Origin of the sequence: Myroides gitamensis (assembly GCF_029894455.1) — a bacterium.
In the GTDB taxonomy this organism is placed as follows: Bacteria; Bacteroidota; Bacteroidia; order Flavobacteriales; family Flavobacteriaceae; genus Flavobacterium; species Flavobacterium odoratum.
Genome location: NZ_JARYHN010000001.1, coordinates 3,417,861 through 3,430,692 on the forward strand (window position 1 = coordinate 3,417,861; position 12,832 = coordinate 3,430,692).

At 36.3% G+C, this 12,832-nt stretch carries 7 protein-coding genes, 3 tRNA genes, 1 rRNA gene and 2 pseudogenes; 7 read left to right on the forward strand and 6 right to left on the reverse strand.

All coding sequences use genetic code 11. From position 1 onward, the window contains the following. Positions 1-24: 24 nt before the first annotated feature. The 5 genes and pseudogenes from M2306_RS15195 to serS all read right to left on the reverse strand — a co-directional run bounded on the left by M2306_RS15195 (position 25) and on the right by serS (position 4,795). A pseudogene (locus M2306_RS15195) lies at positions 25-973 on the reverse strand (2-hydroxyacid dehydrogenase). A 10-nt stretch (positions 974-983) separates the two neighbouring features. Continuing rightward, the gene (gene mgtE / locus M2306_RS15200; protein WP_002988286.1) at positions 984-2,336 is read right to left on the reverse strand and encodes a magnesium transporter; all 1,353 of its coding nucleotides are present in this window, start codon (positions 2,334-2,336) and stop codon (positions 984-986) included. Further along, positions 2,317-3,105 carry a 16S rRNA (adenine(1518)-N(6)/adenine(1519)-N(6))-dimethyltransferase RsmA gene (gene rsmA, locus M2306_RS15205; protein ID WP_002988283.1) on the reverse strand — a complete coding sequence of 263 codons (789 nt, stop codon included), beginning with the start codon at positions 3,103-3,105 and terminating at the stop codon, positions 2,317-2,319. The genes mgtE and rsmA overlap by 20 nt, the downstream gene beginning before the upstream one ends. Before the next feature lie 11 nt (positions 3,106-3,116). After that, positions 3,117-3,429: pseudogene (locus tag M2306_RS15210) on the reverse strand (DUF4286 family protein). A gap of 94 nt (positions 3,430-3,523) precedes the next feature. Then, the gene (gene serS, locus M2306_RS15215; protein ID WP_259189166.1) at positions 3,524-4,795 is read right to left on the reverse strand and encodes a serine--tRNA ligase; all 1,272 of its coding nucleotides are present in this window, start codon (positions 4,793-4,795) and stop codon (positions 3,524-3,526) included. Between the two features lie 338 nt (positions 4,796-5,133). Between serS and rseP the strand changes: the two genes are divergently transcribed. Both rseP and M2306_RS15225 read left to right on the forward strand, forming a co-directional pair. Beyond that, positions 5,134-6,486 carry an RIP metalloprotease RseP gene (gene rseP, locus M2306_RS15220; protein WP_259189165.1) on the forward strand — a complete coding sequence of 451 codons (1,353 nt, stop codon included), beginning with the start codon at positions 5,134-5,136 and terminating at the stop codon, positions 6,484-6,486. A 76-nt stretch (positions 6,487-6,562) separates the two neighbouring features. Then, positions 6,563-6,636, forward strand: a tRNA-Asn gene (locus M2306_RS15225). Positions 6,637-6,739: 103 nt separating this feature from the next. Here M2306_RS15225 and M2306_RS15230 read toward each other — a convergent pair. Continuing rightward, positions 6,740-7,711 (reverse strand): Omp28-related outer membrane protein, encoded by a 972-nt coding sequence (locus tag M2306_RS15230; RefSeq protein ID WP_115091990.1) that lies wholly within the window; start codon positions 7,709-7,711, stop codon positions 6,740-6,742. A 125-nt stretch (positions 7,712-7,836) separates the two neighbouring features. On the opposite strand from M2306_RS15230, the gene M2306_RS15235 reads away from it, so the two are divergent. The 5 genes from M2306_RS15235 to M2306_RS15255 all read left to right on the forward strand — a co-directional run bounded on the left by M2306_RS15235 (position 7,837) and on the right by M2306_RS15255 (position 12,818). Then, a complete protein-coding gene (locus tag M2306_RS15235) occupies positions 7,837-8,325 on the forward strand; it encodes a TlpA family protein disulfide reductase (RefSeq protein WP_060874460.1) in 489 nt (162 codons plus the stop codon). 3 nt (positions 8,326-8,328) lie between these two features. Next, the gene (locus tag M2306_RS15240; RefSeq protein WP_115091989.1) at positions 8,329-9,981 is read left to right on the forward strand and encodes a DUF6029 family protein; all 1,653 of its coding nucleotides are present in this window, start codon (positions 8,329-8,331) and stop codon (positions 9,979-9,981) included. 1,012 nt (positions 9,982-10,993) lie between these two features. Further along, positions 10,994-12,511: ribosomal RNA gene (locus M2306_RS15245) — 16S ribosomal RNA — on the forward strand. 71 nt (positions 12,512-12,582) lie between these two features. Continuing rightward, positions 12,583-12,657, forward strand: a tRNA-Ile gene (locus tag M2306_RS15250). 87 nt (positions 12,658-12,744) lie between these two features. Then, positions 12,745-12,818, forward strand: a tRNA-Ala gene (locus M2306_RS15255). Positions 12,819-12,832 lie beyond the last annotated feature (14 nt).

Below are 12,832 nucleotides of genomic sequence, written 5' to 3' on the forward strand. Positions count from 1 at the left end.
CCTTTTTTTATGTTATATTTTAGATTAATTAAAATTTAATCGAATCTTATCGATGATTACTTGAGCTAGTTTCTTTTTACTTTCAAAGGTCCAGCCTGCAATATGAGGGGATAGTAAGACTTTTTCTGATTGAATCAAGTATTGCATCGGTTGAGGTAGTGTTTCGTCAGCAAACATATGTTCAAAGGAGGACTTTTCATACTCTAATACATCTAAGGCAGCTCCTCTTATTTTTCCATTTTCTAATGCAGCAACTAAATCAGCAGTATGTACAGATTTGCCTCGTGCGGTATTAATTAGCCAAAAAGGTTTAGCCATCTGCTCAATAAAAGATTGATCAATGAGGTTAATTGTTTCTGGTGTTTGAGGAATATGTAAGCTGACGATGTCTGCTTTTTGTTGTAAGGTGGCTAAAGAAACTTGCGTGGCATATTGATTGGATAAGTTATCCTGGATATCGTGAAAAATAACTTCGCAATTAAAGCCTTGTAGGCGTTTAGCAAAAGCATTTCCCATATGGCCGTATCCAATAATTCCAACTGTTTTTCCTTCAATTTCATGGCCTCTATTGCCTTCGCGAATCCAAATACCAGCTCTTACTTCTTGATCAACAAGGTTTAATTTGTTGAATAATGTCAATAACATACCCCAAGGCATGTTCTCCAACAGCTGTTTGATTGCCTTCTGGTGCCGCAATTAAGGTAATTCCTTTCGATACTGCGAAGTCGCAGTCAATGTTTTCTAAACCCGCACCAACACGACCAATAAATTTAAGTTGTGTCGCTTTTTCTAAGAAAGCCTGGTCAATTTTAAATCGACTGCGTATAATAATACCTTCGTATTCGTGTATTGTGTTTTCTATGGTTTCTTTACTCGATGTGTAATCTTCTACATTGGTATATCCCATTTGAGTGAGTTGTTCTATCATCAAAGGGTGATTACTATCTAGGTGTAATACTTTTTTTGCTTCCATGTTGTGAAATTTAGAAGCCAAGAATGACTTTGGCAATGGAAAAATAAATTAAGATACCGAAAATATCATTACTTGTGGTAATAAAAGGGCCCGTAGCCAAAGCTGGATCGACGCCATACTTATTTAATAGAATGGGTACAAAAGTACCAATCAAACTAGCAATGATAATTACGCTGATTAAGGCAATGGATACTGTAACTCCAATAATATAATCCACACCTAGTAGTACATGACTCCCAATCATCAATAAAATAGCCAATAAGAAGCCATTTAATAAACTTAAGGATACTTCTTTACCTAAACGCTTCCAAATGGATCCAGAGATAGTGTTATTTGCAAGTCCTTGAACAATAATGGCAGAAGATTGAACACCTACATTTCCAGCCATAGCGGCAATTAATGGAGTGAAAAAGAAAAGTACACCAAACTTCTCCATGGCATCTTCAAAGCTTCGCGATACATTTACTGCTACAAAACCACCGATCATGGCGAGAATTAACCAAGGTAATCTTGCTTTAGTTAAGGTTAAGATACTGTCATTGGTATCAACGTCTTGTGAAATACCCGCAGCCAACTGATAATCTTTGTCTGCTTCATCTTTAATAACATCAACAATATCATCAATTGTAATTCTTCCTACTAATCGCCCCATTTCATCCACTACAGGAATAGCTTCTAAATCGTATTTCTGCATAATACGTGCTACTTCTGTATCTTCCGTATCTACTTTGACATAGTCTACTTTAGGAATATAAACATCACTAATGTGCGTCGTTGTAGAAGACGTTAGTAAGTCTTTTAGTGATAGACGTCCTTTTAGACGGCCTTCATCATCCACAACGTAGATTGAATGGACACGGGAAACGTGCTCCGCTTGTTTGCGCATTTCTTTGACACAAGTTAATATAGACCAATTTTCATTGACCGATACAAACTCTTTTGCCATTAATCCTCCTGCCGTATCTTCGTCATAGCGCAATAATTCGACAATGTCTTTGGCGTGTTCTAAATCTTCTAGCTCTAAGAGAACTTCTTCTTTTCTCTTTTCCGATAATTCTGCGATGATATCAGCGGCATCATCGGTATCTAGTTCATCAAGCTCTTCGGCAATTTCTTTAGGAGAAAGACTTTTTAAAATCTTTTCTCGTAAATCATCATCTAAATTAAGTAATATCTCTGCAGTAACTTCACTATCTAATATATCGAAGATATAAATGGCTTCCTCGGAGTGAAGTTCATTCATGATTTCTGCTATATCCACAGCATGGATATCCTTAAGAAATGCTAATAATTCAGCTTCTCTACCTGTAGCAATAAGGTCTTCGATTTGTAAAATAGTTTCATCACTGATTTTGAACTCCATGTATTTCTATTTTTTTTGTAAGATCAATAAATTCTTCCACACCTAATTGTTCTGGACGCATGTTGAAAATAGCTTCTTCTCTAATTTCATCTGGTAAACCAAAACTTTTTAAGCTATTTCTCAAGGTTTTTCGACGTTGATTGAAAGCTGTCTTTACCACAGTAAAGAATAGTCTTTCATTGCAAGGTAGGGTGTAATTTTCTTTTCTACGCATGCGCATCACTCCTGATTTTACTTTGGGGGGAGGATTGAACACATGTTCAGATACGGTAAATAAATATTCCGTATCATAAAAGGCTTGTGTCAATACAGAGAGGATCCCATAGGTTTTACTCCCTTTCTTTTCACAGATGCGTTCGGCTACTTCTTTTTGGAACATTCCTGAAAATTCTGGAACAAAATCGCGAAGTTCTAAAACGCGAAATACAATTTGACTTGAAATGTTGTACGGAAAATTTCCGATAACAGTAAAAGGCTCTTGATTAAAAGCTTGTACAATGTTGAATTTTAGGAAATCCTGCGCAAAAATATGGCCATGTAGTTTGGGATAATGCTTGTGTAAGTAATCCACAGACTCTGTGTCGATTTCTACGACAAAGGTTTCAATGGGTTTCTCCAAAATATATTTGGTCAATACACCCATTCCAGGACCAATCTCTAACACCTTGTTATACCCTTCTAGGGTAAGCGTATCGGCAATTCGCTTCGCAACATTTTCATCCGTTAAAAAGTGCTGTCCCAAGTGTTTTTTTGCTCTAACTTTGTCCATTAATTCTCGGTTTAGTATTCGCTTATAAGCTCTAATTCTGTTTTAAAAAGTAAGCATCATATCGCCAAACTTCTTGCGCGATTCCATTTCAAATAAATCATGCTCTTCGTTGTAATATTGTTGTAATAGATCAGCACTTGCTGTTTCGAATTGAATGGAATAGGTGATTCCGCCCATATCTTCGTCTACTAAAACCTTAACCATTCGAGCTTTATTAAATTTTTTTGTATTTAAGATACCAGGAATATAAAATTCTTTGGTCCATGCCATCCACTCATCGTGTACACTTTCGTGAATGTTTATCGTGATATTGTAAATAATCATCTAGTTTGAATTTGAGTTATGCAAAGATAAAAAAAGCACCAAATGTCTTTTTAGGATTTGGTGCTTTTCATATACTTATACGCGTCGTGTAAAATTAATCAATAATATCAAATCCTGTGTACGGTCTTAAGACCTCAGGTATCACAATGCCCTCAGGAGTTTGATAATTCTCTAAAATACCAGCTAATACACGCGGTAATGCTAATGAACTACCATTTAATGTATGAGCCAATTGACTTTTTCCGCTCTTATCTTTAAAACGCAATTTCAAACGATTCGCTTGAAACGTTTCAAAGTTAGACACTGAACTAATCTCTAACCATCTATCTTGTGCCGTTGAAAATACCTCAAAGTCATACGTTAATGCAGAAGTGAACCCCATGTCTCCTCCACATAATCTCAAGATTCTGTACGGTAATTTTAATTCGTGTAATAATTCTTGTACATGTTCTACCATGCCATCAAGCGCTTGGTATGAATTGTCTGGATGCTCGATACGTACAATTTCTACTTTGTCAAATTGATGTAAGCGGTTTAATCCTCTTACGTGTGCACCATATGAACCTGCTTCTCTACGGAAACAAGGTGTATAACCTGTACAAAGGATTGGAAAATCGCTCTCTTGTAAAAGCATATCTCTAAACATATTCGTAATAGGTACCTCTGCAGTTGGAATTAAGTATAAATCATCCACACCAATATGATACATCTGTCCTTCTTTGTCTGGTAGTTGTCCTGTTCCAAATCCAGAAGCCTCATTGATTACATGAGGTACTTGGTATTCCTTATAACCTGCTGCTGTATTTTTATCTAAAAAGTAAGAGATTAAAGCACGTTGTAAGCGAGCCCCTTTACCTTTATATACAGGAAAACCTGCGCCAGTGATTTTGTTTCCTAACTCAAAGTCAATTAAATCGTATTTTTTTGCTAATTCCCAATGAGGTAATGCGCCTTCATGTAACGTTGGGATTTCTCCATGTTGGTGAACCGTAATATTGTCATCTGCATCTTTTCCTGCAGGAACAATAGCTGTAGGTACATTTGGAAGTGTATACAATAGATCCGTAAGCGCCGTAGAAACTTGGTTTAACTGTTCCGTTAATTCCTTACTTTGCTCACGTAAATTAGATGTCTTTTCTTTGATGAGTTCTGCTTTAGCTTTTTCTCCACTCTTCATTAACTCGCCAATACTTTTGGATAGCTTGTTGGATTCTGCTAAGACATTGTCTAATTCAACTTGTGTTGCTCTTCTTTTTTCATCCAAAGCAAGCACTTCGTTTAGCACTTCCGTAACATCAAGATTTCTTTTCGCCAAGCCCTTAATCACTTGTTCTTGATTCTCTCTAATAAAAGCTATCTGTAACATATTATAAATAATGGTTTAAGATAACAAAGTTAGAAAATACTTTTTTATTATTTGCCTTTTTGTTGCTTTTCATCCTAATTCTTAGAATGAAAAGATCTAAAAGGAATAGAAAAACAACGTTTAACAAGGGTATGCTGTAAATCTCCTAGTAAACATTTAGAATAAGCAACAGCTGAATGTAAGCTGTATGTAAGATAAACAGTGAGATGAAATCACTAAAAGAAGAATAAAAAGAGAAGCGATGGCTTAAAAAAGAATAGTTTAATAAAAAAATGGCGGTTAGTTAAACTAAAATTTTATTTTTGCTTATTATTCAGATTTGAAACGAAATTAGTACAATGGAAATATTGATTAAACTTTCTCAATTCTTATTGAGCTTATCCTTCTTGATTATTTTACACGAGTTAGGACATTTTATTCCGGCTAAATTATTTAAAACTCGCGTAGAAAAATTCTACCTATTTTTTGATGTGAAATTTTCTTTGTTCAAAAAGAAAATTGGTGATACCGTTTATGGTATTGGATGGTTGCCTTTAGGTGGGTATGTGAAAATATCAGGAATGGTGGATGAGAGTATGGATACGGAGCAATTGAAAAGTGAGCCACAACCTTGGGAGTTTCGTTCAAAACCCGCTTGGCAACGTTTAATCATTATGTTAGGTGGAGTTACAGTGAATTTCATTTTAGCTTTTGTTATCTATATTGGAATGACTTATGCGTATGGTGATCTGTATATTTCAAATAAGGATATGGATCACGGAGTTTGGGTACAATCGCCTATCTTACAAGAAGCAGGATTAAAAACAGGAGATAAAATTGTTGCTGTAGATGGAAAGGAAATTGAGCGATTTAATGATGTTGGATACGCTATTATGATGGGACATCAAGTAGAAGTTGAACGCAATGGAGTAAAAGAAAATATTGATTTACCAGTCAATTTACTTGGACAAATAAGTGAAGGAAATAAGGCTGGAGGATTAATTTCTTTACGTGTTCCTTTTGTAGTGGTGGCCTTTAATGAAGAAGGGGATCAAACAAACGCAAAAGCATTGCAAGTGAAAGATCAAATCAAAAGCATTGCCGGTGTGAATACACCTTTTGTAGATGAAGTACAAACTGTATTAGCAGAAAATAAAGGCAAGATTGTTCCAGCTGTAATCGAAAGAGATGGAAAAGAAATGACGGTTGATATACAAGTTGATCAAGACGGAAAATTAAATCTTTTCTTTGCACCAGTTTTGTCTATTGATACCATTGAAAAAATGGGGTTATATACCATTAGTCAGGTAAAATATTCATTAGGTGAATCTATCACAGTAGGAATAGGAAAAGGGGTTGAAAAAGTAGGAGGTTACTTTGATCAATTAAAGAAAATTGTTAAACCAGAAACAGGTGCTTATAAAGGAGTAGGTGGATTCAAAGCAATCTATGATATCTTTCCTTCTGTTTGGAGTTGGGAGTATTTCTGGAATATTACGGCGCTTTTATCTATCATGTTAGGAGTAATGAACTTATTGCCGATTCCAGCTTTAGATGGAGGACATGTAATGTTCTTGTTATATGAAATGATTACAGGAAGAAAGCCAAGCGATAAGTTCTTGGAAAATGCACAAATGGTTGGTTTCTTTATACTTATAGGGTTGCTGTTGTTTGCAAATGGAAATGATATTTACAAAGCGATATTCAAGTAAATAAAAAATAAAGCGAATGTATTTGCAAAAATAAAAAATGATGTTATATTTGCACTGCATTTAAGGTAAGATACCTTCCTCCTTAGCTCAGTTGGTTAGAGCATCTGACTGTTAATCAGAGGGTCCTTGGTTCGAGCCCAAGAGGGGGAGCAAAAAAAGCCTGACAAGTAATTGTCAGGCTTTTTTGTTTTTACAATAAGACATAAAAAAACCTATACATTGAAGTATAGGTTTTTTTATATAAGTAAGTGATTTATTCCACTATTTGGTAGTCTTGTGTTGTGTTTGCTTTTGCTATTTGTGCATTTTGTACAATACCTTTGTCGTTTAGTACAGCTACAACTACTTTTAAATTAGTCGTGTTTTTAGCTGTATAATTTAACGATACAGTTTTAGAGAATTCATTAGTTTCGGAAAAATCTGAAGCTGTAATTGTAGTTCCCAAAATGTCGTTTGTTGCTCTTAAAACATTGTCATGATTGAAGTTGTTTTCCCATCTTGGATTTCCTGAAGTATTACCATATAATGGCGTACCATTTGCTTGTTTATTAATTAAACCATCTTCAAGTACATAAACAAGGTATTTTAAATTCTTGTCATCGTCTTTTCCTACCTTAATATTTAATGATACTTCTCCAGAACTTTGAGTTAATGTTGAAGCAATCTTAATTCCTATTGTAGAATTGTTTTTTAAATGATTGCTTTGGTTGATGTAATCTTTAAATACATTATGATCAAAAAAGTAAATAACATCATTCCCCTCTCTTCTACCAGCAAGTAAATCTTCAGGATAGTCCCAACGCGTACTTACTCTGTTCCAGTATAAACTTGGTAAATATTGTACACGCATATGTCTAGCATAAGTGTCTACAGCAGAAATTTTAAATGGATCTTGTGTACTTTGAAAATGATCATGTACTGAAACTGGAATAATATGATCTTTATATTCACTTTCATTAATTCCTTCAATAATGAAAGAACCGATAGGACAAGCAACACAACCTATAGAAGTGTAATCTTCTAAAATTACTTTTTTCATATAGTAAGTAGTACCTGTTTCTCCTGGATTCTCTCCCCCTGGGTTTTCTCCCCCTGGGTTTTCTCCCCCTGGGTTTCCACCATCAGGATTTCCGCCACCAGTAGAACTACTGTCATCACTTGAACATCCTACCATGAATGCCATAGTGAGTATTAAAATTGCGGATTGTAAGATTTTTTTTCTCATGTTGATTTGTTGTTAATTAATGGTTAAATTATATACAATATTACAAATAAAAAAAACATAATAAAAAGTTAATAGTTTGTTTTTTTGTATATATTTACTTTTTAATTTAAAGTAAGTATTTTTTTATGAGAGTTTTTTTAGTATTACTGCTGTTAGTTTCCTCTTTGTCTATCAGTGCACAACAAACGACTTTACCTTCAGTTGTATTGAAGGATATGGATGGGAAAGCATTTAATATTAGTGATTTAGCTAAGGAAGAGAAACCTGTGATTTTAAGTTTTTGGGCTACTTGGTGCGGACCTTGTTTAAAGGAATTAGGAGCTATTAATGATGAATATGCGACTTGGCAAAAGGAAACAGGCGTAAAGTTAGTTGCTGTTTCTATTGATGATGCTAAATCAGTAAAGAGAGTAAAGCCATTAGTTAATGGAAAAGGATGGGATTATCAAGTGTTACTAGATCAAAATCACGAATTGAAGCGTGCGATGAATGTGACAAATGTGCCTTTTACTGCTGTTGTATATAAAGGAAAAATTGTATACAAACACACGAGTTATACCCCAGGAATAGAAAAAGAATTATATAAACAGGTAAAAGCAGCGCTAAAAAATTAAAATATGAAAAGAGTATTATTAGCAGTTGGTGTTTTTTTTAGTTTGGTAAATGCACATGCTCAGATTAGAGTCGGTTTAGAAAATAATTCACAATGGTATGTTGATGATAAAAAAATTAAATTAGATCCAGTAGAAGCTGAAAAAGATCGTTTCCGAGCAAATTCTTACTTAAAGGTGGATTATGATTATAAAAATTGGTCGTTTGGAACCCAATTGGAAAGCTATGCACCCAATCCTATTTTAAACTATAATCCAGAGTTCAAAAATTTTGATATTGGAACTATTTATGCGAGATATAATAATGTAGAAAAGGGCTTAGATGTTACTGCAGGACATTTCTATGATCAATTTGGAAGTGGCTTGCTTTTTAGAGCGTGGGAAGATAGACAGCTGGGAATTAATAATGCTATGTTTGGGTTAAATGCTAAGTATTCAATCGGTTCTTGGGGAGAGATTACAGTACTAGGAGGAAAGCAAAGAACAATTATGGGTTTTGATTTGTCTAAATCTATTGTATTTGGAGGGGATTTGAATGTAGATGTTGGACAAGTTGTTAATGCTGAGAATTTAGATTTGAGTTTAGGCCTTAGTTATTTAGGGCGTTCATTAGAATCGGATGATTTAAATAAAGGATTAGATAATTTTACCTCTGGGTATTCTTTTAGATTCGACTACCGTCAAGGAGGATTTTATTTAGGATCTGAATATGTACTTAGGGATAAAGATTATTATGCTACTGCAATAAGTATTAATAAAAACATGAAATTGGATAGTAATGCATGGCTAGTTAATTTAGGTTATGCTCAGAAAGGACTATCTTTTGATTTTAACTTCAGAAGAATGGAGAATATGTCTTTTTATTCTGAAAGACAGTTTACTAAAAATGACTACCACCAAGGAGTGTTAAATTATCTACCTGCTTTAGTAAAACAATACGATTATTCGCTACAGAATATTTATGTTTATCAGGCGCAAACGGCAGTTGATTTATTAGGTCAAAAGGCGGGAGAGATTGGTGGACAGTTTGATTTTTATTATGAATTTCCTAAAGGAAGTACGTTAGGGGGGAAATATGGTACTAATCTTGTAATTAATGGTTCTTATTGGGCAGGGTTGAAAACAGAATATGATATTGTAGACAAGGAATTGTCTTCAGAATTTTTGTCTTTTGGACAAAAAAATTATCGAGACTTAGGATTTGAAGTTAGAAAACGCTGGTCTAGTGATTGGTCTTCGATTTTTATGTATTTAGATCAATATTATAATGCTGTTGCGTTAGAAGGTAAATTTGAGGATGTTAAAGCTCAGATTATAAGTGCAGAAACAACGTATCAATTTTTGGAAAATAAGTCTATACGTTTGGAGGCACAGCATATGTGGGCGGATAAGGATAAAAAGAACTGGTTAGCTGGTACGTTAGAGTTTGCTTATAATGCGAATTGGGCTGTGTTTGTTAATGATATGTATAATTATGGTAATGATGATAAAGAAAAGAAAATTCATTACTATAATGCAGGTATCAGCTATACAAAAGGAACAACGCGTGTTTCAACGAGCTACGGAAGACAACGTGGAGGGTTATTATGTGTAGGTGGTGTTTGCCGTTATGTAACAGAAGCAGCAGGATTAACAGTAGGAATCACAACATCATTTTAAGATTTTAGAATTATTATTTTGTTTTTGTATAAAAAGGAGAGCACAGCTCTCCTTTTTTTGTGCTTTTCTTTTTGAAAGAGGCACATGGCTATATGCCCCCTACCTATATATAAGGAGAGAATAAAAACAAAAATATCTTTTCCCTGTACGGGCACATGGCCATGTGCCCCTATGCTCGAAACACTTTTTTCAAAAGAAAACCTTCTTTTATTAGATGCATCCCTCAAAAAAGCCCCTTGCGAAGAGGCAAAAAAGCGTCTACCTATATATATAAGGAGAGAATAAAAACCAAAAAATATCCTTCTCCCGTACGGGCACATGGCAATGTGCCTCTATGCTCGAAACACTTTTTTCAAAAGAAAACCTTCTTTTGCTTGATGCATTCCCCAAAAACGCCCCTTGCAAAAACGCAAAAAAGCAGCATCATCGCTCCACGCGATCCCAAACCATGAAAAAGTCAAAAAAACTTTTAGATGTAACGTGTATGATAATAGCGAGTTGCGACAATTATCGAAAATACTTTTAAAAAAAGGTTGCGTAAAGTTTGGAAGTGGCGAAAAAGGTGCTACTTTTGCATCCGCATTAAACAAGCAGACGTTCATAGAAAAGCAGTAGAAAAGACTTGAGATTAGCTAAAAAATATTTTTAAAAATAAATTTGGATAATCGAAATAAAGAGTCTTATCTTTGCAGTCCGCTTCAGTAAATACTGGGGTTAGCGAAAAGGGATGAAAAAATATTTTTCAAAAAAGTTTTGCTAATTCAAATAAAGTTTTTACTTTTGCACTCGCTTTGGTAAACAAGGGATGACGAAAAGAAGGAAAGAAAAAAATCTAAATTTTTTTTGTCAAATCAAAAAAGTTGTTTACTTTTGCACTCGCTTCGAAATTTAAGTAGAAGAGAGTTTGAAACACGATCATAGACATATTGGACAACAGCATACAAAATAAAGAGAGTAAGGTGATTTTAGGATCACGAATAAACTAGCTAACTTTTTACAATATTAAAAATATACGATGAAGAGTTTGATCCTGGCTCAGGATGAACGCTAGCGGCAGGCCTAACACATGCAAGTCGAGGGGTATAGAGAGCTTGCTTTCTAGAGACCGGCGGATGGGTGAGTAACGCGTATGCAACCTACCTTTTACAGGGGAATAGCCCGGAGAAATTCGGATTAATGCTCCATGGTTTATATGAGTGGCATCATTTATATAATAAAGATTTATCGGTAAAAGATGGGCATGCGTATCATTAGCTAGTTGGTGTGGTAACGGCATACCAAGGCGACGATGATTAGGGGTCCTGAGAGGGAGATCCCCCACACTGGTACTGAGACACGGACCAGACTCCTACGGGAGGCAGCAGTGAGGAATATTGGTCAATGGAGGCAACTCTGAACCAGCCATGCCGCGTGCAGGATGACGGTCCTATGGATTGTAAACTGCTTTTGTACGGGAAGAAATGTAATTACGTGTAATTATTTGACGGTACCGTAAGAATAAGGATCGGCTAACTCCGTGCCAGCAGCCGCGGTAATACGGAGGATCCGAGCGTTATCCGGAATTATTGGGTTTAAAGGGTTCGTAGGCGGTTTAGTAAGTCAGTGGTGAAATCTTATAGCTTAACTATAAAATTGCCGTTGATACTGCTAAACTTGAATAGTATGGAAGTAATTAGAATATGTAGTGTAGCGGTGAAATGCTTAGATATTACATGGAATACCAATTGCGAAGGCAGATTACTACGTACTTATTGACGCTGATGAACGAAAGCGTGGGTAGCGAACAGGATTAGATACCCTGGTAGTCCACGCCGTAAACGATGGATACTAGCTGTTCGGTTTTCGGACTGAGTGGCTAAGCGAAAGTGATAAGTATCCCACCTGGGGAGTACGTTCGCAAGAATGAAACTCAAAGGAATTGACGGGGGCCCGCACAAGCGGTGGAGCATGTGGTTTAATTCGATGATACGCGAGGAACCTTACCAAGGCTTAAATGTAGATTGACAGGTTTAGAGATAGACTTTTCTTCGGACAATTTACAAGGTGCTGCATGGTTGTCGTCAGCTCGTGCCGTGAGGTGTCAGGTTAAGTCCTATAACGAGCGCAACCCCTATTGTTAGTTGCCAGCGGGTCATGCCGGGAACTCTAACAAGACTGCCGGTGCAAACCGTGAGGAAGGTGGGGATGACGTCAAATCATCACGGCCCTTACGTCTTGGGCTACACACGTGCTACAATGGCCAGTACAGAAAGCAGCTACCAGGCAACTGGATGCGAATCTCAAAAACTGGTCTCAGTTCGGATTGGAGTCTGCAACTCGACTCCATGAAGCTGGAATCGCTAGTAATCGGATATCAGCCATGATCCGGTGAATACGTTCCCGGGCCTTGTACACACCGCCCGTCAAGCCATGGAAGCTGGGGGTACCTGAAGTCGGTCGCCGCAAGGAGCTGCCTAGGGTAAAACTGGTAACTAGGGCTAAGTCGTAACAAGGTAGCCGTACCGGAAGGTGCGGCTGGAACACCTCCTTTCTAGAGAAAAAAAGAGGTTGGTTTATTTACTCTCGCTGTTTGTTCAAATAAAAAAAATAAGTAATATACAGAGTCTCGTAGCTCAGCTGGTTAGAGTACTACACTGATAATGTAGGGGTCGGCAGTTCGAGTCTGCCCGGGGACTACTAAGTATTACAAAGGAAATTCTAGAGGTTAGTTAAACCGTTGAAAGTTACTGTTGACTGTAAACTGTTAACCTGTAACCTTATAATGGGGGATTAGCTCAGCTGGCTAGAGCGCCTGCCTTGCACGCAGGAGGTCATCGGTTCGACTCCGATATTCTCCACAAGAACGCAAGTT

Bases quoted from the DNA above. Each gene is read 5' to 3' on its own strand.
- mgtE (WP_002988286.1), bottom strand. From the start codon at position 2,336: ATGGAGTTCAAAATCAGTGATGAAACTATTTTACAAATCGAAGACCTT.
- rseP (WP_259189165.1), top strand. From the start codon at position 5,134: ATGGAAATATTGATTAAACTTTCTCAATTCTTATTGAGCTTATCCTTC.
- M2306_RS15230 (WP_115091990.1), bottom strand. From the start codon at position 7,711: ATGAGAAAAAAAATCTTACAATCCGCAATTTTAATACTCACTATGGCA.
- serS (WP_259189166.1), bottom strand. From the start codon at position 4,795: ATGTTACAGATAGCTTTTATTAGAGAGAATCAAGAACAAGTGATTAAG.
- rsmA (WP_002988283.1), bottom strand. From the start codon at position 3,105: ATGGACAAAGTTAGAGCAAAAAAACACTTGGGACAGCACTTTTTAACG.
- M2306_RS15240 (WP_115091989.1), top strand. From the start codon at position 8,329: ATGAAAAGAGTATTATTAGCAGTTGGTGTTTTTTTTAGTTTGGTAAAT.
- M2306_RS15235 (WP_060874460.1), top strand. From the start codon at position 7,837: ATGAGAGTTTTTTTAGTATTACTGCTGTTAGTTTCCTCTTTGTCTATC.